This is a genomic window from Bradyrhizobium sp. S3.3.6, assembly GCF_040546905.1.
In the GTDB taxonomy this organism is placed as follows: domain Bacteria; phylum Pseudomonadota; class Alphaproteobacteria; order Rhizobiales; family Xanthobacteraceae; genus Bradyrhizobium; species Bradyrhizobium cytisi.
Genome location: NZ_JBEPOT010000012.1, coordinates 90,415 through 114,581, shown reverse-complemented (window position 1 = coordinate 114,581; position 24,167 = coordinate 90,415). Strand labels below are relative to the sequence as shown.

At 63.8% G+C, this 24,167-nt stretch carries 22 protein-coding genes; 12 read left to right on the top strand and 10 right to left on the bottom strand.

The genetic code is table 11. The features are described 5' to 3' along the window. Positions 1 to 6: 6 nt before the first annotated feature. The gene (gene metF, locus ABID59_RS28855) at positions 7 to 924 is read right to left on the bottom strand and encodes a methylenetetrahydrofolate reductase [NAD(P)H] (RefSeq protein ID WP_354085610.1); all 918 of its coding nucleotides are present in this window, start codon (positions 922 to 924) and stop codon (positions 7 to 9) included. Positions 925 to 1,325: 401 nt separating this feature from the next. On the opposite strand from metF, the gene ABID59_RS28850 reads away from it, so the two are divergent. Then, on the top strand, positions 1,326 to 2,342 hold the full coding sequence (locus ABID59_RS28850) for an LLM class flavin-dependent oxidoreductase (protein WP_354085609.1): 1,017 nt from the start codon (positions 1,326 to 1,328) through the stop codon (positions 2,340 to 2,342). 36 nt (positions 2,343 to 2,378) lie between these two features. Here the strand turns inward: ABID59_RS28850 and ABID59_RS28845 are convergent, their stop codons facing one another. Together ABID59_RS28845 and ABID59_RS28840 are read right to left on the bottom strand one after the other, a co-directional pair. After that, positions 2,379 to 3,239, bottom strand: coding sequence for a prephenate dehydratase (locus tag ABID59_RS28845; RefSeq protein WP_354085608.1), 861 nt, complete (start codon positions 3,237 to 3,239; stop codon positions 2,379 to 2,381). A gap of 21 nt (positions 3,240 to 3,260) precedes the next feature. Continuing rightward, positions 3,261 to 4,001, bottom strand: coding sequence for a 3-deoxy-manno-octulosonate cytidylyltransferase (locus tag ABID59_RS28840; protein WP_148755299.1), 741 nt, complete (start codon positions 3,999 to 4,001; stop codon positions 3,261 to 3,263). Positions 4,002 to 4,220: 219 nt separating this feature from the next. Here ABID59_RS28840 and ABID59_RS28835 point away from each other — a divergent pair, with 219 nt between their 5' ends. From ABID59_RS28835 to ABID59_RS28800, 8 genes are all read left to right on the top strand, one after another. After that, entirely contained in the window at positions 4,221 to 4,775 is a 555-nt protein-coding gene (locus ABID59_RS28835; RefSeq protein ID WP_354085607.1) for a c-type cytochrome, read from the top strand. 211 nt (positions 4,776 to 4,986) lie between these two features. Further along, positions 4,987 to 6,903 (top strand): ABC transporter substrate-binding protein, encoded by a 1,917-nt coding sequence (locus ABID59_RS28830; protein WP_148755297.1) that lies wholly within the window; start codon positions 4,987 to 4,989, stop codon positions 6,901 to 6,903. A 14-nt stretch (positions 6,904 to 6,917) separates the two neighbouring features. Next, positions 6,918 to 8,789: an extracellular solute-binding protein gene (locus ABID59_RS28825; protein WP_354085606.1), complete on the top strand. Its 1,872-nt coding sequence runs from the start codon at positions 6,918 to 6,920 to the stop codon at positions 8,787 to 8,789. Between the two features lie 2 nt (positions 8,790 to 8,791). Next, positions 8,792 to 9,901: a microcin C ABC transporter permease YejB gene (locus ABID59_RS28820; protein WP_354032429.1), complete on the top strand. Its 1,110-nt coding sequence runs from the start codon at positions 8,792 to 8,794 to the stop codon at positions 9,899 to 9,901. Next, entirely contained in the window at positions 9,901 to 11,079 is a 1,179-nt protein-coding gene (locus ABID59_RS28815) for an ABC transporter permease (protein WP_148755294.1), read from the top strand. Before ABID59_RS28820 ends, ABID59_RS28815 begins: the two co-directional genes overlap by 1 nt. 32 nt (positions 11,080 to 11,111) lie before the next feature. Continuing rightward, a complete protein-coding gene (locus ABID59_RS28810; protein WP_148755293.1) occupies positions 11,112 to 11,339 on the top strand; it encodes a hypothetical protein in 228 nt (75 codons plus the stop codon). After that, positions 11,332 to 11,772 (top strand): type II toxin-antitoxin system VapC family toxin, encoded by a 441-nt coding sequence (locus tag ABID59_RS28805; protein ID WP_354085605.1) that lies wholly within the window; start codon positions 11,332 to 11,334, stop codon positions 11,770 to 11,772. The genes ABID59_RS28810 and ABID59_RS28805 overlap by 8 nt, the downstream gene beginning before the upstream one ends. After that, complete coding sequence (locus ABID59_RS28800) at positions 11,772 to 13,409, top strand: ABC transporter ATP-binding protein (RefSeq protein WP_354085604.1); 1,638 nt, start codon at positions 11,772 to 11,774, stop codon at positions 13,407 to 13,409. The genes ABID59_RS28805 and ABID59_RS28800 overlap by 1 nt, the downstream gene beginning before the upstream one ends. Before the next feature lie 6 nt (positions 13,410 to 13,415). On the opposite strand, the gene ABID59_RS28795 is transcribed toward ABID59_RS28800, so the two are convergent. Beyond that, positions 13,416 to 14,258, bottom strand: a complete 843-nt coding sequence (locus ABID59_RS28795; protein WP_148755291.1) for a C40 family peptidase — start codon at positions 14,256 to 14,258, stop codon at positions 13,416 to 13,418. Further along, entirely contained in the window at positions 14,251 to 15,624 is a 1,374-nt protein-coding gene (locus tag ABID59_RS28790) for a leucyl aminopeptidase family protein (protein ID WP_354085603.1), read from the bottom strand. Before ABID59_RS28790 ends, ABID59_RS28795 begins: the two co-directional genes overlap by 8 nt. 191 nt (positions 15,625 to 15,815) lie before the next feature. Between ABID59_RS28790 and ABID59_RS28785 the strand changes: the two genes are divergently transcribed. The 3 genes from ABID59_RS28785 (at position 15,816) to ABID59_RS28775 (ending at position 18,639) form a co-directional block, all read left to right on the top strand. Next, entirely contained in the window at positions 15,816 to 16,019 is a 204-nt protein-coding gene (locus ABID59_RS28785; protein ID WP_148755289.1) for a hypothetical protein, read from the top strand. Between the two features lie 227 nt (positions 16,020 to 16,246). After that, a complete protein-coding gene (locus ABID59_RS28780; protein ID WP_354085602.1) occupies positions 16,247 to 17,755 on the top strand; it encodes a metallophosphoesterase family protein in 1,509 nt (502 codons plus the stop codon). Positions 17,756 to 17,826: 71 nt separating this feature from the next. Then, on the top strand, positions 17,827 to 18,639 hold the full coding sequence (locus ABID59_RS28775) for a tetratricopeptide repeat protein (protein WP_148755287.1): 813 nt from the start codon (positions 17,827 to 17,829) through the stop codon (positions 18,637 to 18,639). Positions 18,640 to 18,702: 63 nt separating this feature from the next. Here ABID59_RS28775 and ABID59_RS28770 read toward each other — a convergent pair whose 3' ends face one another. The 5 genes from ABID59_RS28770 to ABID59_RS28750 are packed head-to-tail and all read right to left on the bottom strand — an operon-like array spanning position 18,703 to position 24,161. Next, positions 18,703 to 19,677 carry a type II secretion system F family protein gene (locus ABID59_RS28770; RefSeq protein WP_148755286.1) on the bottom strand — a complete coding sequence of 325 codons (975 nt, stop codon included), beginning with the start codon at positions 19,675 to 19,677 and terminating at the stop codon, positions 18,703 to 18,705. A 9-nt stretch (positions 19,678 to 19,686) separates the two neighbouring features. Then, a complete protein-coding gene (locus ABID59_RS28765) occupies positions 19,687 to 20,664 on the bottom strand; it encodes a type II secretion system F family protein (protein WP_148755285.1) in 978 nt (325 codons plus the stop codon). A gap of 16 nt (positions 20,665 to 20,680) precedes the next feature. After that, positions 20,681 to 22,144, bottom strand: coding sequence for a TadA family conjugal transfer-associated ATPase (locus ABID59_RS28760; protein WP_354085601.1), 1,464 nt, complete (start codon positions 22,142 to 22,144; stop codon positions 20,681 to 20,683). Between the two features lie 20 nt (positions 22,145 to 22,164). Next, positions 22,165 to 23,430, bottom strand: a complete 1,266-nt coding sequence (locus ABID59_RS28755; protein WP_148755283.1) for a CpaE/TadZ family protein — start codon at positions 23,428 to 23,430, stop codon at positions 22,165 to 22,167. Beyond that, a complete protein-coding gene (locus ABID59_RS28750) occupies positions 23,427 to 24,161 on the bottom strand; it encodes a CpaD family pilus assembly protein (RefSeq protein ID WP_354085600.1) in 735 nt (244 codons plus the stop codon). Before ABID59_RS28750 ends, ABID59_RS28755 begins: the two co-directional genes overlap by 4 nt. Positions 24,162 to 24,167: the final 6 nt, after the last annotated feature.

The following is a 24,167-nucleotide window of genomic DNA, read 5'->3' as shown; positions in this document are numbered from 1 at the left end:
GGTGTCTTAGGCCGCCTTCTGCGCGCTCTTGGCGCGAATGCCGAGCAAATGGCTGATCGCGAACACGAGATCGGCGCGGTTCATGGTGTAGAAATGAAAGGTGTCGACGCCGTGCTTGGCGAGTTTCTGCACCTGGCCGGCCGCGACGGTTGCGGCCACCAGCTTGCGGGTCTCGGCGTCGTCGTCGAGGCCCTCGAATTTCGCGGCGAACCAGTCCGGCACGGTGGTGCCGGCGCGGGTGACGAAATTGCGGGCCTGCTTGAAATTGTGCATGGGCATGATGCCCGGCACGATCGGGATGTTGATGCCGCGCGCACGCACGCGGTCGAGATAGCGGAAGTAGAGGTCGTTATCGAAGAACACCTGCGTAATCGCGCGCGTCGCACCGGCGTCGACCTTGGCCTTCAGCGTATCGATATCGGCATCGAGGTCGCGCGCCTCGGGATGCTTCTCGGGGTAGGCCGAGACCGACACTTCAATGTCGGCGTGCCGCTTCTTGATCCCGGCAACGAGCGCGTCCGAACTCTGATAGCCGTCGGGATGGGCGGAGTAGGGCGTGCCGATGCCGCCGGCGGGATCGCCGCGCAGCCCGACGATGTGGCGGACGCCGACCTCGTGATAGCGGTCGACGATCTCGTCGATCTCGCCGCGCGAGGCGCCAACGCAAGTCAGGTGCGCAGCCGGCAGCAGCGCAGTCTCTTTCAGGATGCGGGAGATGGTCGCGTGGGTACGTTCGCGGGTCGAGCCGCCGGCGCCGTAGGTCACCGAAACGAATTTCGGGTCGAGCGGCGCCAGCCGGTTGATGGTCTCCCAGAGATTCCGCTCCATATCTTCGGTCTTGGGCGGAAAGAACTCGAAGGAGATCGCAGGCCGCTTTGTGGCGAGGTGCCCGTCTTGGCCGGCAGGCGTCGTCAAATCGGTCATGGCACCACTCACTCCAGGCCACTCGCCAGCGATCTGGCGGCGGCGGTCGGGTCTCACTTTGGAGGGGCTAAGATAGGGCAAAGGCAGGTTTCTCGACAGCCCATCGGAGATGGGAAATGGCCCACTTTTGGTAAGATCATGTCGAATATCGCGATAGGGAGGATCGGAGTGGGAAATGGCCTTAAGAGATATATTATACAAGAATATCAGTAATGTAGCTCTATCTTAGTCACAGATAAAGTCGATCCGTGAGAGGTGGGCAGAATGAATTCCGTATTACGTCGGTTGCATCTGTCCCAACGTCCCGCTCTTGCCGCCCGTGCGGCCTTTCCGTCCGCACACGCCAGACCTGCGCTGTTCGCCCGTTGCCGCCGAGCGGCCCTCCACTACGTTAGCGCGCCATGATCCCGCTCTCAGTCCTCGACCTCTCCGTCGTCACATCAGGCACAAAGCCAGCTGCGGCGCTGCGCAACAGCATCGACCTGGCGCGCCATGTCGACGGACTCGGTTATGTCCGCTACTGGCTCGCCGAGCACCATAACCTCGCCTCGGTTGCGAGCCCGGCGCCCGACGTGATGATCGGGCAGATCGCGGCGGTGACGAAACACATCCGAGTCGGCTCCGGCGGCGTGATGCTGCCCAACCATGCGCCGCTGGTGGTGGCCGAGCGCTTCAAGATGCTGGAGGCATTGTTTCCCGGCCGCATCGACCTCGGCCTCGGCCGCGCTCCCGGCACTGATGGCGCTACGGCCTATGCCCTGCGAAGCCGGCTCGACCGCCGCGAGGGCGACGATTTCCTGGAGCGGCTTCACGAATTGATCCTGTGGGAGACCCGCGAATTCCCCTCGGGCCATCCCTACCACAACGTCGTCGCGATGCCTGATGACAGTCCGCTGCCGCCGATCTGGTTGCTCGGCTCCAGCGATTATTCGTCGGAGCTTGCCGCGCAAGTCGGTATGGGCTTCGCCTTCGCGCATCATTTCGCGTCTCACGATGCGATCGATGCGATGGTGCACTATCGCAACCGCTTCCAGCCCTCGGCCTGGCGAGCGACCCCGCATGCGATCCTTGCGGTCGCTGTCATCACGGCGGATACCGACGAAGAGGCCGAAAAGCTCGCCACGTCTTTTGACCTCAACCGCCTGCGCCGCGACCGCGGTCAATATCTGCCGCTGCCAAGCGTCGAGGAAGCGCTGGCCTACCCCTATACGGACTCCGAGCGCGTCTCGATCACGCGCAACCGCTCGCGCCTGTTCGTCGGCAATCCGGTGACGGTGCAGAAGAAGCTTCAGCCGCTGATGGATTCGAGCAAGCCGGACGAGTTGATGGTGATCACGGCCGTGTACGACCACGAAGCGCGCAAGAGGTCGTATTCGCTGCTCGCGGAGGCATTCGGGCCGGCGAAGCAGGCAGCGTAAGTCCCGGCTCGCGCTTCACGCGTCCGGGACACGGGACTAATCCTGCTGCGTCTCGCTGAACGTCGCCCGAAACGGGTGGCCGGGATACACGCCGACGATGCGGAATTCGCGTGAGAAGAATTTTAGCTCCTCGATCGCAAACGCAAGGCTTTTGTCTTCAGGGTGGCCGTCGACATCAGCATAAAACTGCGTGGCGAAGAAGTTGCCGTCGACCATGTAGCTCTCGAGCTTGGTCATGTTGACGCCGTTGGTGGCAAAGCCGCCGAGCGCCTTGTAGAGCGCGGCGGGGAGGTTGCGCACGCGAAATACAAAAGTGGTGACCAGCGGGCCAGAGCCTTGTGCCGCCCATTTCGGCTCGCGCGCCAGCACCACGAAGCGCGTGGTGTTGTGGGCCTCGTCCTCGATGTCCTCGGCGAGGATGTCGAGGCCGTAGATCTGCGCGGCCAGGCGCGAGGCGATCGCGGCGACGGTCTTGTCCTTGCGCTCGGAAATGTCGCGGGCGCTGCCGGCGGTGTCGGCGTGCACGATGCCCTTGATGCCGAGCTTGCGGATGATGCGGCGGCACTGGCCGAGCGCGTGCACATGGCTCTCGACGGATTTGATGTCGGACAGCTTCGTGCCCTTCACCGCCATCAATTGATGCCGGACCGGCAGGAACCATTCGCCGATGATGAAGAGGCCTGAGGCCGGAAGCAGATGATGGATATCGGCGACGCGGCCGGCGACCGAATTCTCGATCGGGATCATGCCGAGATCGGCTTCGCCCGAGGAGATCACCGACAGCGCGTCCTCGAAGGTGGCGCAGGGCATCGGCTCGGCGTCGGGATAGGCCTCGACAATGGCGATATGGGAATTGGCGCCAGGTTCGCCCTGGAATGCGATTTTCAGCTTGCTCATGACGGGCCTTGTAGCAGCGGCTCAGGATTTGGAAAGGATGCCGCGGGCGGTCTCGAGGTCCGCCGGCGTGTCGACCCCGCGGGGCACGGTGTCGACGATGGTGAAGTCGATGCGCATCCCGGCCTCGAGCGCCCGAAGCTGCTCGAGCTTCTCCTGCAGCTCCAGCGGCGACGGCGGCAGCGAAACGTAGCGCTCCAGCGCGGCGCGGCGATAGGCGTAGAGGCCGATATGGTGGTAGCGCGGTCCGTCGCCGGTCGGCGCGGTGGCGCGGGTGAAATAAAGTGCGCGCATCCGCTTACCCCCGAGCGGGGTTCCGATCGCCTTCACGACGCTCGGCGCGAGATCCTCCTCGTCGGTGTGGATCTGCGAAGCCAGCGTGGCGATGTCCACGGCCGGGTCTTCCAGCGGCGGCAGCACCTCGCGGATATTATCGATCGTGATCGTCGGGAAATCGCCCTGGAGATTGACCACGATCTCGGCCTTGCCGTCAGGATCGAGCTTCTGCATGGCTTCGTGGATGCGGTCGGACCCGGACGGATGCTCCGCGCGGGTCATAACCGCTTCGCCGCCATGGGCGGTCACGACCGCGGCGATCTCCGCCGTATCGGTTGCCACCGCGACACGGCCGATGCCGGCGGCCTCGGCGCGCCGCATCACATGCACGATCATCGGCAAGCCTGCGATATCGGCGAGCGGCTTGCCGGGCAGGCGGGTGGCGGCCATGCGGGCCGGGATCAGCACCAGGATGCGGGGATCGGTCATTGGTTCAAGGGCCTGGAAGCGGGACGTTTTCCGCATCGGGAAATGGGGTGGGGATGGGCTGGAAGCCGGGTCGCTTATACGGGTTGCCAGACCCCGGGCAAACCGATATCTGAATGGCAAAACTCGGGGAAACAATAAGGAACGTTTGATTCTCCCGAGGCTCGTCCTGGCGGCCGCCCGGCCGCTATTTCGTTCTTGCGGTGTGGGGCCTAGCCGGAAATGGACTCTTTCGAACTGAACAAGATCCTCGGTGCCGTGCTCGGCACCTGTCTCGTTTTGCTGGTGACGAGCTTCACCGCGCAGGCGCTGTTCTCGCCAAAAATGCCGGAAAAACCGGGCTTCGAGATCGCCGTGAAGGAAGAAGCCGGCGACAAGGGTGGCGCCGCCGCGGCCGCAGCCCCGTCCGAGCCGATCGAAAAGCTGCTCCAGACCGCCTCCGTCGAGAAGGGCGCCTCCGCCGCCAAGAAGTGCGCCGCCTGCCACACTTTCGAGAAGGGCGGCCCCAACCGGGTCGGTCCGAACCTTTACGGCATCGTTGGCGACCACCGCGGCGAAGGCCGCAACGGCTTCAACTTCTCGGCTGCGATGAAGGCCAAGGGCGGCACCTGGACCATCGACGAACTGAACAAGTTCATCGCCAATCCGAAGGGCGACGTCCCCGGCACCGCGATGGGTTTTGCCGGCATTCCGAAGGACAGCGAGCGCGCCGACGTCATCGCCTATCTGAACAGCCTCTCCGACAACCCGAAGCCGCTCCCGACCGCGGCGAAATAAGGCTCTTCGGTCTCGATCTCAGATGTGCGGCCAGGCTGAAAAGCCTGGCCGTTTCCATATCTGGGCCTCGCGGCGTTGTTATCGGGGCGTTTCGCCGCAGCGAACCGCCCGGCGGGGCTTCCAAGATGAGGAAAAAGCAACATATTCGGTCGAAACCTCGCCTATATTGAGCACTTAAAGGGGTAACCTCCTTCAAGACAGGGATGTTGATTTGGCCATTACCCGACGCGATCTCTTGCTCTCCGGCGCCGCAGTCGCCGCGCTTCCCGCCCTCGGTTCCGCAGCCGGCGTTTCCGTCATCGGCGCGGCCGAGGCGCAATCGGCGGGTGAGCTATCTTCGAATGGCCTGCCCTGGCGCCATGCGCTGTCACTGTTCGGGAAGGTCAAGTATCCGGCCGACTTCAAGCGGTTCGACTACGTCAATCCGGACGCGCCCAAAGGCGGCTTCGCGCGCCAGATCGCCGTCGGTACCTTCGACAATTTCAATATCGTCGTATCAGGTGTGAAGGGGCAGGTCTCTGGTGCCATTGCCTTCATCTACGAATCCCTCACGACCCCCGCGCTCGACGAGGTCTCGACCGAATACGGCGCGCTGGCCGAAGCCGTGAGCCATCCGGACGATTTCTCCTTCGTCACCTATCGTTTGCGGCCACAGGCCAAATGGCATGATGGCAAGCCGGTCACCGTCGAGGACGTGATCTTCTCGCTCGATTCCTTCAAGAAGCACCACCCGATGTACTCGGCCTATTACAGCCATGTGGCGAAGGCTGAGAAGGTCGGTGAGCGCGACGTGAAATTCGTATTCGATGCACCGGGCAACCGCGAACTGCCGCAGATCGTCGGGCAACTCACGGTCCTGCCCAAGCATTGGTGGGAGGGAACGGACGCGCAAGGCCGCAAGCGCGATGTCTCAGCGACCACGCTTGAAGTGCCCCTGGGCTCCGGCCCTTACAAGGTCAAGGAATTCGTTGCCGGACGGTCGATCGCGCTGGAGCGCGTCAAGGACTATTGGGGCCGCGACCTCGCCGCCAATGTGGGCCGTAACAATTTCGACGAGCTGCGCTACGAGTATTTCCGCGATGCCACTGTCGCGATCGAGGCTTTCAAGGCCGATCAGGTCGATTGGCGCACCGAGAACAGCGCCAAGAACTGGGCGACCGCCTACGAATTCCCGGCCGTGAGCGAAAAGCGCGTGATCCTTGAGGAGTTCGCCAATCGCAGCTCGGGCGTGATGCAGGCCTTCGTGCCGAACCTGCGCCGCGCCAAGTTCAGCGATCCCCGCGTTCGCCGTGCGCTCAACTTCGCCTTCGACTTCGAGGAGATGAACAAGCAGCTCTTCTACGGTCAGTACAAGCGCATCAGCAGCTATTTTGACGGCCTCGACGAGCTCATGGCGACGGGATTGCCAGAGGGGAAAGAGCTCGAAATCCTCGAGACGGTTCGCGCCCACGTTCCGCCCGAAGTCTTCACGACGCCCTACACCAATCCGGTCGGCGGCAGTCCGGAAGCAGTGCGCGACAATCTCCGCGAAGCGCTGCGCTTGTTCAAGGAGGCCGGCTACGAGGTGCGCGACCGCAAGCTGATCGACGTCAAGAGCGGCACCCAGTTCTCTCTTGAATTGATGAACTCAGATCCGAGCTTCGAGCGGGTTACCCTGTTCTACAAGCCGTCGCTGGAACGGCTCGGCATTGCCGTCAGCGTGCGGACGGTCGACCCGACCCAATACGAGAACAGGACGCGCGAGTGGGATTTCGACATCGTCACCAACTCCTGGGGCGAGTCGCAGTCGCCGGGCAACGAGCAGCGCGAGTTCTGGTCGTCGAAGACGGCCGACATCGCCGGCTCGCGCAATATCGCCGGCATCAAGAATCCGGCGATCGACAAGCTGATCGAGCGGCTGATCTACTCCAGGGATCGCGATGATCTCGTCGCCGCCACGAAGGCGCTGGACCGTGTGCTGCTGTGGAACCACTACGTCGTGCCGCAGTGGACCTATACGAAGGTGCGCACGGCGCGCTGGGATCGCTTCGGTCGGCCGGCGGAATTGCCCAAATACGGCCAGTCCGGCTTCCCATTCGTCTGGTGGTACGACGCAGACAAGGCGGCGCGGATCGCAAAGAAGTCGTGAAGGACATTTCCCGCATGGCGCAGCTTTCACGCCGGCATGTGCTGGTCCTCGGTGTCGGCGGCGCATTCAGCGCTGCCGCACCCCGCAACGCGGCGGCGTCCGAGGGGCCCGCCGAAGCTCACGGCATCTCGGCGTTTGGCGACCTCAAGTATCCCGCCGACTTCCACCATTTCGACTACGTCAATGTCGATGCGCCGAAGGGCGGCGCGTTCTCGCTGATCCCGTCGGTGCGGGCCTACAATCAGTCCTATTTCACGTTCTCTTCGCTCAACGCCTACATCCTGAAGGGCGAGGGTGCGCAGGGCATGGACATGACCTTCGCGCCGTTGATGGCACGCGCCAATGACGAGCCCGACGCGATGTACGGGCTTGCGGCGAAATCGGTGCGGATCTCGCCCGACAAGCTGACCTACACCTTCACGATGCGCCCCGAGGCCCGCTTCCACGACGGTGCCAGGCTCACCGCGCATGACGTCGCGTTCTCGCTCAATACGCTGAAGGAGAAGGGGCATCCGCTGATCGTCGTGCAGCTCCGCGATTTCGTGAAGGCCGAGGCACTGGACGACGCCACCGTGGCCGTCACCTTCGCGCCGAACCGCGCGCGCGACGTTCCGCTCTATGTTGCGAGCCTTCCGATCTTCTCGAAAGCCTATTACGCCACGCGCGCTTTCGATGAATCGACGCTCGATACGCCGGTGGGTTCCGGCCCGTACAAGGTTGGCAGGTTCGAGGTCAACCGCTACATCGAATACGAGCGCGTCAAGGACTGGTGGGGCGCCGACCTGCCGGTCTGCCGCGGCAGCTACAATTTCGACACGGTGCGCTACGAATTTTACCGCGACCGCGACGTCGCCTTCGAAGGCTTCACCGGCAAGAACTATCTGTTTCGCGAGGAGCTCACGGCGCGCATCTGGGCCACCCGTTATGATTTTCCGGCGGTGAAGGACGGTCGCGTCAAGCGCGAGCAGCTGCCGGACGAGACCCCGTCGGGCGCACAGGGCTGGTTCATCAATCTCCGTCGCGACAAGTTCAGGGATCCGCGGGTGCGGGAGGCGCTGATCTACGCCTTCGATTTCGAGTGGACCAACAAGTCGATCATGTACGGCGCCTATGCGCGCACTCACTCGCCGTTCCAGAACTCCGACATGATGGTGTCCGGCCCGCCTTCGCCGGAAGAGCTCGCACTGCTGGAGCCCTTCCGTGGCAAGGTGCCCGACGAGGTATTCGGGCAGCCCTTCGTGCCGCCGGTGTCCGACGGCTCCGGCCAGGATCGCGCTCTGCTGCGCAAGGCGGGCGAGCTGCTCAACGACGCCGGCTACGTCATCAAAGACCGCAAGCGGGTGCTGCCCAATGGCGAGCCGTTCACGATCGAGTTCCTGAACGACGAGCAGTCGATCCAGCCGCATCACGGGCCTTACTTGAAGAACCTCGCGACGCTCGGCATCGACGCCACGTTCCGCCTGGTCGATGCCGTGCAGTACCGCGCGCGGCTCGAGGATTTCGATTTCGACATGACGATCGAACGCTTCTCGATGTCGGCGACGCCCGGAGACGCCATGCGGGCGTTCTTCTCCTCGCAAGCTGCCAAGACCAAGGGCTCGTACAATCTCGCCGGCATCTCCGACCCGATCATCGACGCGCTGATCGAGAAGATCATTGCCGCCCAGACCCGGGCGGAGCTGACGACGGCCTGCCGGGCGTTCGACCGCGTGTTCCGGGCCGGGCGCTATTGGGTGCCGCAATGGTATGCGAACTTCCATCGCGTGGCCTATTGGGACCAGTTCAGCCATCCCGACAAACCGCCGAAATATGCGCAAGGCGTCGGTGCACCTGAGAATTGGTGGTCCGACCGCGCCAAGGCAGCCAAGCTCGAGCAGGCGAAATAATCATGAGCGCCTATATCGCCCGCCGCATCCTGCTGATGATCCCGACTTTGCTCGGGATTCTCTTCGTTTCTTTCATTGTCGTGCAGTTCGCGCCGGGCGGCCCGGTCGAGCGCGTGATCGCGCAGCTTTCGGGCGCCGACACCGGCGGCACTTCGCGCATCTCGGGCGGTGGCGACTTTGCGCAACGCGCGCCCGGACAGCTGGGCGCCGGAGGCGATGCCATCAACTCGAAGTATCGCGGCGCGCAGGGCCTCGACCCCGACTTCATCAAGAAGCTGGAGAAGCAATTCGGCTTCGACAAGCCGGCACCGGAACGCTTCGCGCTGATGGTTTGGAATTTCGCCCGCTTCGATTTCGGCAACAGCTATTTCCGCGATGTCAGCGTGCTCCAGCTGGTCAAGGAAAAGCTGCCGGTCTCGATCTCGCTCGGCATCTGGCTGACGTTCCTGACCTATTTGATCTCGATTCCGCTCGGCATCCGCAAAGCGGTCAAGGACGGAACGCGCTTCGACACCTGGACGTCGACCGTGCTGGTGCTCGGCTACGCGATCCCCGGCTTCCTGTTCGCGATCCTCCTGATCATCCTGTTTGCCGGTGGCTCGTTCTTCAACTGGTTCCCGCTGCGCGGGCTGACGTCGGACGGCTGGTCGCAATTTCCCTGGTACTGGAAGATCATCGACTATTTCTGGCATTTGACGCTGCCGCTGATCGCGATGGGGCTCGGCGCGTTCACCACCATGACGTTCCTGACCAAGAACTCGTTTCTGGACGAAATTCGCAAGCAATACGTGATGACCGCGCGCGCGAAGGGCTGCAGCGAGAACCGGGTGCTCTATGGCCACGTCTTCCGCAACGCGATGCTCATTGTCATCGCAGGCTTTCCCAGCACCTTCATCCACGCCTTCTTCTCGGGCTCGCTTCTGATCGAGACCATCTTCTCGCTGGACGGGCTGGGACTGCTCAGTTTCGAAAGCGTTCTTAACCGCGACTACCCTGTGGTGTTCGGCACGCTCTTCATCTTTTCGCTCGTCGGCCTCGTGGTCAACCTCATCTCGGACATAACCTACATGTGGATCGACCCGCGGATCGATTTCGAGGCGCGGGAAGTCTGATGACGCTGGCCGCCCCCACCCCGATCGAGACCACCGCGAAGTCGCCGCTCGGCATCGCAGTGCCGATCACGCGCAAGCCGTTCGCGCCATCGCCGCTCAACAGACGGCGCTGGGATAATTTCAAGGCGAACCGGCGCGGCTACTGGTCGTTCTGGATCTTCATGATCCTTTTCGTGGTGTCCCTGTTCGCCGAGCTGATCGCCAATGATCGGCCGTTCCTCGTCAAATATGACAGCCATCTCTACTGGCCGGCCTTCGTCACCTATTCCGAGACGACCTTCGGCGGCGACTTCGAAACGGCGGCCGATTACCGCGATCCCTATTTGCAGAAGCTGATCAAGGACAAGGGTGGCAGCATCGTCTGGCCGCTGATCCGCTACTCCTACGACACCCACAATCTCGATCTGCCGACGCCGGCGCCGTCGCCGCCAACCTGGATGCTGACGGAGGCGCAATGCAAGCCTGTCGTCGAGAAGAAGGGCCTCAAAAGCTGCCGTGACCTCGAATACAACTGGCTCGGCACCGACGATCAGGGCCGCGACGTGGTGGCGCGCCTGATCTATGGCTTCCGCATCTCGGTGCTGTTCGGCCTCTGCCTGACCATTATCTCCTCCATCATCGGCGTCGCCGCCGGTGCCGTGCAGGGATATTTCGGCGGCTGGATCGACCTGTTGTTCCAGCGTTTTATTGAAATCTGGACTGCGATCCCGTCGCTCTATCTGCTGCTGATCCTGTCGTCGGTGCTGGTGCCCGGCTTCTTCGTGCTTCTTGGCATCCTGCTGCTGTTTTCCTGGGTGTCGCTGGTCGGACTTGTGCGCGCGGAATTTCTGCGCGGGCGCAATTTCGAATACATCCAGGCGGCGCGAGCGCTCGGTATTTCGAACTCCGTGATCATGTTCAAGCATTTGCTGCCGAACGCGATGGTCGCGACCATGACGTTCCTGCCGTTCATCGTGTCGAGCTCGGTGATGACGCTGACGGCCCTCGACTTCCTCGGCTTCGGGCTACCGCCCGGCTCGCCGTCGCTCGGCGAGCTGCTGTCGCAGGGCAAGTCGAACGTGCAGGCGCCCTGGCTCGGTTTCTCCGGGTTCTTCTCGGTCGCGATCATGCTGTCGCTGCTGATCTTCATCGGCGAAGCCGTGCGCGACGCCTTCGATCCGCGCAAGACGTTCAGGTGAAGGTGTGATATGATTTCCGGACGAGGTGGGTCATGAACAGAATCGTCAAGGAGCACTATCCGGCGTCACGTCTCCCCGAGGACTTGCGGGCAGGCGTCGATCCCGCGGCAACGGTTACCATTACGATCGAGCAGGAAGCTGCTTTGCAGGGCAGCGTCATGACCTTGGAAGAGATTTGGGCTTCCAGGACGCCCCCGTTCAAGACGGCCGGAGAAATCGACAACGAGCTTCGACGCCAACGAGATGAATGGGATGACTGAACGCCTCATCTACCTCGATGCAAACGTCTTTATCTACGCGGTTGAGGGAGGTGGGGAGATAGCCGATCCTCTGCGCAGCCTGTTCGATTTGTTTCGTACACGGCGCGCTATCGGCGTCACGAGTGAGCTGACGTTAGCTGAAGTGTTGGCAGGAGCGATCGATGTGCGTCGGCGGACGTATCTCAATCTGATTGTTTGGAGCCGCATCTTCGATCTTCAGCCGGTAACACGAGATGTCCTGGTCGAAACTGCCGAATATGGGAAACATTCGGGCATGCCAAGATTGCCAGACGCCATTCATGTCGTAACCGCGATCCGTGCCGGGTGCCGCTCCATCCTGTCGGCTGATGCAAGACTCCGGCTGCCAAACGGCTTCTCCCTGATCCTACCCAATCGCGATAATTTGTTGCGCCTGGTCGGAGAAATAACTTAGTGGACGCAATCAACCAGCCCCTGCTTGCCGTGCGCGACCTCTCGGTGGCCTTCCACCAGGGCGGCAACACGACGCTTGCGGTCGACAAGGTCTCGTTCCAGATCAAGCGCGGCGAATGCGTGGCACTGGTCGGCGAATCCGGATCCGGCAAGTCGGTCAGCGCGCTCTCGATCCTGAAACTGCTGCCCTACCCCAGCGCTTCGCATCCCTCTGGCAGCATCCGCTTCAAGGGCCAGGAGTTGATCGATCGGTCCGAACGGGAGATGCGGGAAATTCGCGGCAGCGACATTTCCATCATCTTCCAGGAGCCGATGACCTCGCTCAATCCGCTGCACACGATCGAAGCGCAGATCGGCGAGATCATTCAGCTGCACAATCCGACCAGCAATACGCGGGCGCGCGAGCGGACGCTGGAGCTGCTGACGCAGGTCGGCATCCCCGAGCCGGAGACGCGGCTGAACAGCTATCCGCACCAGCTCTCCGGCGGTCAGCGTCAGCGCGTCATGATCGCGATGGCGCTTGCCAACGAGCCTGACCTGCTGATCGCGGACGAGCCGACCACGGCCCTCGACGTCACCGTGCAGGCGCAGATCCTGACGCTGCTCGCCGAGATTCGTGCGCGGCTTGGCATGAGCCTGCTCTTCATCACCCACGATCTCGGCATCGTGCGCCGCATCGCCGACACCGTCTGTGTCATGAAAGGCGGCGAGATCGTCGAGCAGGGGCCGGTCGAGCAGGTCTTCAGGACTCCCAAACATCCCTATACGCGCGATTTGCTGGCGGCCGAGCCGAAGCCGGATCCGGCGCCACCACAGCCGGATGCGCCGGTGGTGATGTCGGCCGATGATCTCAAGGTGTGGTTTCCGATCAAGCGCGGCCTGATGCGCAAGACGATCGGTCACATCAAGGCGGTTGATGGTGTCAGTGTTGCCGTGCGCAAGGGCGAGACGCTCGGGGTTGTGGGCGAATCCGGCTCGGGCAAGACCACGCTGGGACTCGCGCTGCTGCGATTGATCTCATCGAACGGACGCATCGTGTTCCTGGGCAAGGACATCCAGGGCCTGCGTTTCAAGGAGATGCGGCCGTTCCGGCGCGACATGCAGATCGTGTTCCAGGATCCGTTCGGCTCGCTCAGCCCGCGCATGTCGATCGCCGACATCATCGCCGAAGGCCTCTCTGTGCATCAACCGAAGCTGTCACGCGACGAGCGCGAGGCGCGCGTCGTCAAGGCGCTGGAGGACGTCGGGTTGAAGCCGGACACCCGCTACCGCTATCCGCATGAATTCTCCGGCGGCCAGCGCCAGCGCATCTCGATCGCGCGCGCGGTGGTGCTGGAGCCGGATTTCGTCGTGCTGGACGAGCCGACCAGCGCCCTCGACATGCTGATTCAGGCGCAGATGGTCGATCTGCTGCGTGAATTGCAGCGCCGGCGCGATCTCACCTACATGTTCATCTCGCACGATCTGCGCGTCGTCGCCTCGCTCGCAAGCCATCTCATCGTGATGCGCGGCGGCAAGGTAGTCGAGGAAGGCCAGGCGGCCGAGCTGTTCAAGAGCCCGAAAACCGACTACACGCGGGCGCTGTTCGCGGCGGCGTTCCGGCTTGAAACGGCGGGCAACGGATCGGTGGCGACGTAGGTCTCGTCAGAGCCGCTTGATCGCGATGATCTCGCTACCCGCCTGCTTGATCCGTGCGAGAGCCGGCTCGATAGCTTCGAGCACCGTCGCCATATGGTGCGCATTGGCGTGAACCATCGTGCTGCCATCGCGCACGATGGCGACGTGGCCCTTCCAGAAGATCAGATCGCCGCGTTGCAGCTTGCTCCGCTCGTGCGGCTCCAGCGCGCGGCCGAGTCCGGCCAGCTGCATGTCGCTGTCGCGCGGGCAACCGATGCCGGCTGTCGTCAGCGACACCTGCACCAGGCCCGAACAGTCGATGCCAAGGCTGCTCTTGCCGCCCCAGAGATAGGGCGTGCCGACGAAGCGCTCGGCGACGGCGACGAAATCCGGCTCGCGATGATCGAGCGGGGCGAGATGGGTCTTCGGCAGGAATGTACCCTCGCGCGCGACGGCGAAACTGCCGTCCTCGCGCACGATCGTGAGCTTCGATCCCAGGACCAGCGCGTCGGCCGGTGGCAGCTTGATCGAGGGACCGGGGAAGGCAAGTGTCCGCAGCGCACTCACCTTGTGTGTCGGCGCGGCGGTCGGCTTCATCAGCGCCGCATCGGGGAGCCAGCCGACATAGCCGTCGCCATTGAGCTGGCCCCAGGCCCAGCCTTCGCCGTTGCGATCATAGACCGTGACGCGCTCGCCGCGCAGCGCCTCCGTCATCAGCATCGCGTTCGATGACGGCTGCTCGCGCACGGCTGCGATCGGCCCGATCACCTCGAATTCCTCGCCGGTGACGAAACGATCTGCCTGCACCTTGCCTTCGAGATATTTGGCGGCGAGGTCGCCCCGCGCCGGTGTCAACCGCGGATCATGCATAGCGCTCGCTCAGCACCTTGTAGATGGCGCGGGCGGCCTGGCATTCGCCGCCCTCGGGACGCGCCGGCTTGGCCGACGGCGTCCAGCCATAGATGTCGACATGCAACCAGCTCCTGGCGTGCTCGACGAAGCGCTGCAAAAACAGCGCGCAGGTGATCGAGCCGGCAAAGCCGCCGGAAGGTGCGTTGGTGATGGTGGCGGTCTTGGAGTCCAGCCAGGCATCGTAGGGCGGCCACAGCGGCATGCGCCACAAGGGATCGTTCTCCTTCACCGCGCAGCGCGCAACGTCGGCGGCCAGCGTCTCATCATTGGTATAAAAGGGCGGTAAATCCGGCCCCAGCGCGACGCGCGCGGCGCCGGTCAGCGTGCCCAGATCGATCAGCAGCTCAGGCTTCTCCTCGTCGGCCAGCGCCAGCGCGTCGGCGAGCACCAGCCGGCCTTCCGCATCGGTATTGCCGATCTCGACGGTGATGCCTTTGCGGGAGGTGAAAATGTCGAGCGGACGGAAGGCGTTGCCGGAGACTGCGTTCTCGACCGCCGGAATCAGCACGCGCAGGCGCACCTTCAGCCTCGCATCCATCACCATGCGCGCCAGTGCCAGCACGTTGGCGGCGCCGCCCATGTCCTTCTTCATGATCAGCATGCCGCTCGACGGCTTCAGATCGAGCCCGCCGGTGTCGAAGCAGACGCCCTTGCCGACCAGCGTCACCTTGGGATGGCTGGGATCGCCCCACGTGACGTCGATCAGCCGCGGCGCACGGTCCGAGGCCATGCCGACGGCGTGGATCAGCGGAAAGTTCGTTCTGAGATCCTCGCCGATGGTGCATGCGTAGCTTGCGCCGAACTCAGCGGCGAGCTCTTGCGCGGCCGCGGCCAGCTCCTCCGGCCCCATGTCGTTGGACGGCGTGTTGATGAGGTCGCGCGCCAGCATCGCGGCATCCGCCATGCGGTTGATTTCGGCGGGGTCGATGCCGTTAGGCGGCACCAGCCGGACGTCGGGCCTGTCGGCCTTGCGGTAGCGGGCGAAGCGGTAGCTGCCGAGCGCGAAGGCGAGTGCCGCCAGTCGTGCATCGTGCGGTGCATTGGCAAAGCGATAGGTGCCCGGCGGCAGCAGGCCGGGCAATGCGCCCGGCCGGAACGGATCGCGCGATCTGGCATCGTCGTCCTCGAGCCCGAACAGCATTTGCGCGATGGTGCCGTCGGGCGCGGGCAGTGCGAGATAGCCACCCGGCTTGGCGGCAAAGGCGCTCGCCGTGGCGAACTGGCGTTGCGCCGGCGGCAGCGTCTCGCGCACGGCATCCCAGCTCGACTTGGTGACGAAGGTGATCGGGGTGGCAGTCGTGGACGTCTCGAAGACGGAAGGCATTGGCGGGTCCGCAAGGTCATTCGGTTGGAGGAGACTTCGCAGAGTTTTGCGGTGGCTGCAATCGGCATTGCGGTCACCGCCCGGTGAGCCGCTACTCGCAGCGAGGGAGCCGTGCTAGGTTCCGGCAGCGGTTGCCAGATTGCGCAGAGAACGCCGGTGACCGAAGACGAAGCGTGCCGGGAGGAATTGCAATGGAATTTGTGTGGGGCGTGATCACATTCATCGGCCAGGCCATCGAGGCTGTCTTTGGCTATGTCGAGCATCACCACTGGGTCTTCGCGTTCCTCGCCGGCGGCTACGTCTTCTATCTCCATGACCGGTCGATCCATGCGCGGTTCAATGCGCTCGACAAACGTATTGACGAGATCCGCAAGCGTCTCGCCATCGAATATTGATCGCATCAGCGAAACCATCCGCTGATTGCGCGCGTATGTCGTTTGAGAACTGCCGTTCACGAGCGGGTTGCCGCAGGGCTTTACTAGCGCTGCGGTTGTGGCATTATTGGTGAATATTTTTAGGTTGTGCCGTCCGCCGTTCCCGGTTGATATCTGACTGAACTCTTCGTCGAAGGCATTTCTCTCAATCGTTTGAGCGACGCAACATTCGCAATGAGCGGCGCAACATGGATAGATCGTTTGTTATTGCGCAGATATCCGACCTTCATCTGGACGGGTCAGGCCGGCTGCTTGCGACGATCGAGGCCCTTGCCGAGGCGCTGCGCGAGCGGATGGCGGACTTTTCGGATGTGCCCGACCGCATCCTGCTGATCACAGGCGATCTCGTGAACGACCCGACACCGCGTGCGCTCGACGAAGCGCTCGCGGTCATCGCGTCGTTCCGGCGGACCGGCCTGTTCACTGACATCCAGGCGGTTGCCGGCAATCACGACGCCAAGCCTCCCAGTCAGCGCGGCGGCCGGCACGACGCCTACGACTATCTGCACCTGCCGCGCACCTCGAAGAGCGTCTATTATCGCCAGGCCGGTCTCGATTTGGTGCTGCTCGACTCCAACAGGGCAAGCCTGACGACGCTTGTCGGCGGCAACATCGATGAGCAGGCTTATCATGCGATAGTCGCGCAATCGGCCCGGCTGAGCGTCGAGCTCGCCGGCAGCATCGGCTCGGCCGGACGCGCCGATTATTCCGAGCCCGCGGAAAATCTGGTGCGTGTGCTGGCGTTGCATCACCATCCGCTGCCGCAGGCAACCGGCGAGGGCAAGCGGTTTCTCGGCGTTCCGGACGAGCCGCTGATGTATCTCGCCGCGCCCGCGACCTTTCTCGAAGCGGCGACCTCGCTCAACGTCAGTCTGGTCCTGCACGGGCACCGGCATGTCGAGGGGCTCACCCGCTATTCGATTCCCGACCCGCGTGCGCCCCGGAGCGGCGGCGAGGATTTCTGGCGCACGATCTATGTGCTCTCCTGCCCGTCCTCCACGGGGCAGGGCGGCGACGACGCCGGCTTCAACATCGTCCATTTTGGCGCGGCGTCCGACGCCGAGCGGCCCGAGCACCGCTTCGCAATCGCCCGATATTCGCGGCCGCGCGATGACGGCGCCTTCAGGCCGCTCGATTCGAATTTGCCGGATGGTGTCGTCAGGCTTGCTGTGGGACGAGATCTGTCCCGGGATCCTGCGGTCCAATCGGTGATCGAGATCGCCTCATGCGCATCGTTGAAGCGGAATCAGGTCCTGGCACTTGCGCGTCGACTGCTGTCGCGCCGCGCCTTCTACGATGACGGCGGGCAGAACTGGGTTGACATTCTCTACACCTATCTCGTCACCTCCCATGCGTGGGCGGATCTCTCTGGCAGGTTCGCGAAGTCGGTACAGAGGACCGACCTCGCGGCGCTGGCCGAAGTGGAGGGGCTGCTCCGTCAGTTGATCGGACAATCTGCCGACACGCTCGGCATCGATCGCGCCGCGCTCGACGAGCTCCGCGCCGACCGCCTGGTCAATCGTGACGACCTCTCGCGCCGGTGGCCGGCGCTGCCGCGCGAGGCTGCCGACATCGAGGGGAGGACGCGCCAGCGGCTGCAATTGCTGCGGGACCTGAACGATCAGATGAAGCTGCTCGACCTCGATATGGGCCTTGGCAGTGAGATGCCGCCACAAGGCGGCGGTCTTCGGCGTTAACCGGCCATTAGGGTTAACACTCTATTGCTGGCGCGTTCGGCTCGATCAATCGGCTCGAGAGTCAAAGCGTCATGCGTCAACGGTTCCGTCCCGCCCGGCTTCTTGCCTCCGCCTCGCTAATCGCGCTGGCGGCAGCGAGCCTCGGCGGCTGCACGGCAATGTCAAAACTCTCCGATGTGACCGGCTCGATCGGCCCGAAGGCGGAAGCCGCCCCGGTCGATCCGGCGCGCGCCATCGAGACCTATAGCGAGCGCTACCGCGCCAACCCCAAGGATCCCGATGTGGCGCTGGCCTATGGCCAGGCCCTGCGTGCCAACGGCCAGCGCGCCCAAGCCGCCGCGGTGCTCGAACAGGCGACCATCGCCAATCCCGGCAACAAGCAGCTGCTTGCCCAATACGGCCGCGCGCTCGCCGACAACGGCAATTTCCAGCAGGCCTTCGACGTGCTGTCCAAGGCGCATTCGCCCGACAATCCGGACTGGCGCCTGCTGTCGGTGCAGGGCACCGCGCTCGATCAGATGGGCCGTCACGACGAGGCGCGTGCTTATTATGCGAGCGCGCTGAAGATTGCGCCGGGCGATCCCGGCGTGCTCTCCAATCTCGGCCTGTCCTACATGTTGTCGAGAGACCTGCCCAAGGCGGAAGAGGCGCTGCGGCAGGCCTACGCTTCACCGCGTGCGAGCTCCAGGGTGCGGCAGAATCTCGGCCTGGTGGTCGGCCTCCAGGGCCGCTTCGCCGAGGCCGAGACCATCGTGAAGGCGGACCTGCCGCCGGACCAGGCCGCGGCCAACGTCGCGTATCTCAAGGAAATGCTGAACCGCAACGATGGCCCGCGCGGTGCGTCGAAGCGGACGCCGGTTGCTTCGCTCAGCCAGCCCGACTGATCAGACCCGATCTTCCGATCCTGAAATTGGCTGCGGACCGCGTTCGGTCCGCAATCTCCGGCGTCAGTGCAGCTCGGAGATCTTGATGCCGGTCGGTCCGAGAATGACGACGAACAGCACCGGCAGGAAGAACAGGATCATCGGCACCGTCAGCTTTGGCGGCAGCGCGGCGGCCTTCTTCTCGGCTTCGTTCATGCGCATGTCGCGGTTTTCCTGCGCCATGACGCGCAGGGATTGGCCGAGCGGGGTGCCGTAGCGTTCCGCCTGCTGAAGTGCCAGACACACCGATTTGACGCCCTCGAGCCCGGTGCGCTTCGCCAGGTTTTCGTACGCCACCTTGCGGTCCTGCAAATAGGACAGCTCGGCGGTAGTCAGGGTGAACTCCTCCGACAGCGCGATCGACTGGCCGACGATTTCGGTCGCGACCTTGCGGAACGCCATTTCCACCGACATGCCGGATTCGATGCAGATCAGCAGCAGGTCGAGCGCATCGGGAAAGGCGCGCTTGATCGAGAGCTGGCGTTTAGAGATCGCGTTCTTGAGGAACAGCATCGGCGCCTGGAGGCCGGCATAGGCCGCGCCGACGCACATGCCGATCTTGATCGGGACCGACTTCTCCATATGCGCGATCAGGAACACGTAGACGACCGAGCCGACGAACAGCACGAGCGGAGCCACCATGCGGGCGAACAGGAATGTGATGTAAGGCGCCTGGCCGCGATAGCCCGCCATGATGAGCTTGTCGCGCGCCGCTTCCTGCGCCAGCCATTTGGTGAGGTTGAAGTCCTCGACGACCCTGGAGACGAGTTGCTTTGGCGTCTGGCGCAGCGAGACCTTCTCGCTCTTGTTGAGGCGTTCGCGCTCGCGCTGCCGGATCCGCTCGCGCTCGCTCGCCACCGCCTTCATGCGCTTGGAGAGGCCTTCACCGGCGAACAGCGGCATCACCAGCGTATACACGGTGGCGCTGGCGGCGATGGCCGCCAGCAGCATGGTCATGAAGTGAACGTCGTGCAGCTTTGTGACGAGTAAATCGACCATACGGCACCATCAGAAATCGAAGTTGATCATCTTCTTCATCACCATGATGCCAATCGACATCCAGACGACGCAGCCGACCAGCATGAGCTGGCCGGTGGGATGGGTCCACAGCAGCGAGATGTAGCCGGGCGTGGAGAGATAGACGAGGAGCATCACGATCGGCGGCAACGAGCCGATGATTCCGGCCGAGGCCTTGGCCTCCATCGACATCGCCTGGATCTTTTCCTTCATCTTCTTGCGGTCGCGCAGCACCTTGGAGAGGTTGCCCAGCGCTTCGGAGAGATTGCCGCCCGACTTCTGCTGGATCGAGATGACGATGCCGAAGAAATTGGCTTCCGGCAGCGGCATGCGGTCGTAAAGGCGCGAGCAGGCTTCGCCGAGCGGCATGCCGATCGCCTGCGTCTCGATGATGGCCAGGAACTCGCTGCGCAGCGGCTCCGGCGCGTCGGCCGCCACGACCTTGATGGATTCGAACAGCGGCAGGCCCGCCTTGATGCCGCGGACGATGACGTCGACGGCATCAGGCAGCGCCTTCAGGAACTGGTTTTCGCGGCGCTTCTTCAGGAAGCCCAGCGCCCAGCGCGGCAGGCCGAAGCCGCCGGCAAAGGCAAGACCGACTGCGCCGATCAGGCCGCCGCCACCGAACAGCGCGCCGAAGAAAAACACGCCCGCCACGACGGCGGATGCAATCCAGAATTTCTTCGGCGTCCAGTCGAGCCCCGCCTGCGACAGGCGGATGTGGAGCGGGACGCTCTTTTCCTGTGCCCGCCTCGCCTCGAGATCCTTGAGCGAAGTCTCGACTTGCTCGCGGCGCGAGCGCTGGCTCTTTTCAGCCTGCTTGGCCGCGGGCACGTCGGCGCGCCCGATCGAGGCCCGGCGGCTCTCGGCCTTCCGTTCGCCTGACAGCAGCGGATAGAGGAAGACCCAGGCGATGCCGCCGACCGCGGCGGTGGCGAGAAAGGCGAGGGCGAGGACTTGCATGTTCATGGCTGCGTTGACCCGCTCACGTCGTTGGCGCCGATTCCGCGGCGTCTAGGGCAGCGGCAAGGCGTTTCTCTTCGCCGTAATAGCGGGCGCGTTCCCAGAATTTCGGGCGGCCGATGCCGGTCGAGCGGTGCTTGCCGATGATCTTGCCGTTGGCGTCCTCGCCGACCAGGTCGTAGAGGAAGACGTCCTGCGTAATGATGGTATCGCCTTCCATGCCCATCACCTCGGTGATGTGGGTGATGCGGCGCGAACCGTCGCGCAGGCGCGCGGCCTGGACGATGACGTCGATCGAGGCGCAGATCATCTCGCGAATGGTGCGCGAGGGCAGAGAGAAGCCGCCCATCGTGATCATGGATTCGCAGCGTGACAGCGCTTCGCGCGGATTGTTGGCGTGCAGCGTTCCCATCGAGCCGTCATGGCCGGTGTTCATGGCCTGGAGAAGGTCGAAGGCCTCCGGGCCGCGGACTTCGCCGACGATGATGCGTTCAGGACGCATACGCAGACAGTTGCGCACCAGCTCGCGCATGGTGACCTGGCCTTCGCCCTCGATGTTGGGCGGCCGGGTTTCGAGCCGCACCACGTGGGGCTGCTGGAGCTGAAGTTCGGCGGCGTCTTCGCAAGTGATGACGCGCTCGTCGTGCTCGATGTAGTTGGTCAGACAGTTGAGCAGCGTGGTCTTGCCTGAGCCGGTACCGCCGGAGATCAGCACGTTGCAGCGGACACGTCCGATGATCTGGAGGATTTCCGCGCCTTCCGGCGAGATCGCGCCGAACTTGACCAGCTGATCCAGCGTCAGCTTGTCCTTTTTGAACTTACGAATGGTGAGCGCGGGACCGTCGATCGCGAGTGGCGGCACGATGGCGTTGACGCGGGAGCCGTCGGCGAGGCGCGCGTCGCAGATCGGCGAGGATTCGTCGACGCGCCGTCCGACCTGGCTGACGATGCGTTGGCAGATATTGAGGAGTTGCTGGTTGTCGCGGAAGCGGATGCCGGTTTTCTGGATCTTGCCGCTGACTTCGATGAAGACCGTGCCGGCCCCGTTCACCATGATGTCGGCGATGTCGTCGCGCGCCAGAAGCGGCTCGAGCGGGCCATAGCCGAGCACGTCGTTGCAGATATCATCGAGCAGCTCTTCCTGCTCGGCGATCGACATCACGATGTTCTTGATCGCGATGATCTCGTTGACGATGTCGCGGATTTCCTCGCGCGCGGACTCGGAATCGAGCTTGGCGAGCTGAGCGAGGTCGATGGCCTCGATCAACGCGCCGAAGATGGTCGCCTTGACCTCGTAATAATTGTCCGAGCGGCGGCTCTCCATGGCCGGCGCAGGCCGGGAAGGGGCGAGCGGCGGGGAGGCGACGGCCGGCGGGGGCGGCGCGCGCGACACCGTCGGCGCCGGAGCCGAGGCAGGCTCTGGCGACACGGCGCCGGGCTTGGGAGCCCGAAGGTCGGTGTCTGTTCCGCTACGCTTACCGAACACTTAACAACTCCATGGGGCGCCTATTTTCGCCGCAACTTCTCAATCAGCGGTGAAAGCAAGGACGACTTTTGTTTCTTCGTCTCGCTGCGGCCGGTCAGGCGCTGGGCGATCTGGAGGAACATCTCGATCGACTTGTGGTTGGCGGAGATCTCCGCGATCATCTGGCCGTTGTTGGCGGCCGCCCCGAAGATCTGAGGCTCGAACGGGATCGAGACGACCGGCTGGCTCTCGATCGCCTTGGCGAATTCGCCCGCCGCGATCTCCGGCCGCTTGGGAATGCCGACCTGGTTCAGGCAGTACAGCGGCGGGCGGTCGTTGGGACGCGCGGCCTTCAGCAGATCGAACAGGTTTTTGGCGTTGCGCAGGTTGGCGAGGTCCGGCGCCGCCACGATCAGGATGTCGTCGGCGCCGATTAAAGCGCGCTTGGTCCAGCCCGACCATTGATGCGGGATGTCGAGCACGATGCAGGGCATGGTCGCGCGCAGCGTGTCGAACACCGCGTCGAAGGCGTCGGTGCCGAAATCATAGACCCGGTCGAGCGTCGCCGGCGCCGCCAGCAGGCTGAGGTGGTCGGTGCATTTCGACAGCAGGCGGTCGATGAAGGCCGTGTCGACGCGATCGGGCGAGAACACGGCATCCGCGATGCCCTGCGGCGGGTCCTGGTTGTAGTCGAGCCCGGCGGTGCCGAAGGCGAGGTCGAGATCGGCGACCACGGCGTCCATCGCGAGATCCCGCGCGATTGCCCAGGCGACGTTGTGGGAGATGGTGGAGGCGCCGACGCCGCCCTTGGCGCCGACCACGGCAATGATGCGGCCGACCGCCTTGGCTTCCGGCGCGGAGAACAAGTTGCAGATCGAGCGGACGACGTCGATCGCACTAACCGGCGCGAGCACGTAGTCGCTGACTCCGCGGCGCACCAGCTCGCGATAGAGCATGACGTCGTTGATGCGGCCGATCACGACCACCCGGGTACCGGCGTCGCAGACGGTGGCCAGCTGGTCGAGCCCGGCCAGCAAATCGTTGCGGGCGTCGCTCTCGAGCACGATCACGTTCGGCGTTGGTGCGGAGCGATAGGCTTCGATCGCAGCCGCCATGCCGCCCATCTGGATCTTCAGATGGGCCTTGCCGAGACGGCGATCCTCGCCCGCCGATTGCACGGCTGCAGCAGTTTCCACGGTTTCGCAGAAGGCCTGGACCGAGACGCGCGGCGCGGGCGCAATATGCTCCTCGAACGGCGCAGGGGTCTCCGGCTGCTCTTCTTGAGTCTGGCGCGCGTAGTTGATCATTTGCCGGTGTCGCTGAGTTTGGCCTTATCAGCCTCGGGATAGGCAACCGCCGTCGGAGTTCCCTTGCGATACTTCTCGAAGGCGGCAGTGCGGCGCGGGGTGTAGGCCGGAGTTTCGGACCGCGGCTGCTCGAGGTCCGATGGATTGTCGACCATGGCCGCAATGTTGCGCTGATAGGCGCAGCCGTAATTGTAGTAGTCCTTGTTCTCGAACCAGCTCTTGTTCTTCATAGAGGGGCCGAGATCCTCCGGCCACAGGCCGCAGGGGCCCGCGACCGCGGCGATCTTGGAATAGGTCAGCCGGATGGGCGGCAGGAAGCGCTTGTCTTCCGGCTGGTAGGGACGGGCGATGATGCCGCGCGGGGGAACGCCCGCCGCTGCCAGCATCGCCTGAATCTCGCGCATCGATTCCGCCACCGGGCGCGCATTCGGCGTTCCGGACGGCACATCGATGTGGATGGCGCCGGTGCCCTCGTGCATCCAGGTCGAGGCCAGGCCCATCACGTCGGCGCGCTGGGCTGCGGTCAGGCCGCCGCGGGCGTGACCGACGAACACGACGATCGAACGGTTCTGTTCCTCGATCGCGATCGGATGACGCTGCTTGTAATCGTCGGGAATGGAAGCGGTGGCGACCTCGTCGTGCTGGCAGCCGCCGAGCGCGAGCGCGATACCGACAAGCACGCCACCGAGGCCGGCGGCGCGGTAGCGGGTCTGGGGTCGTTTTGTGATCATACTATG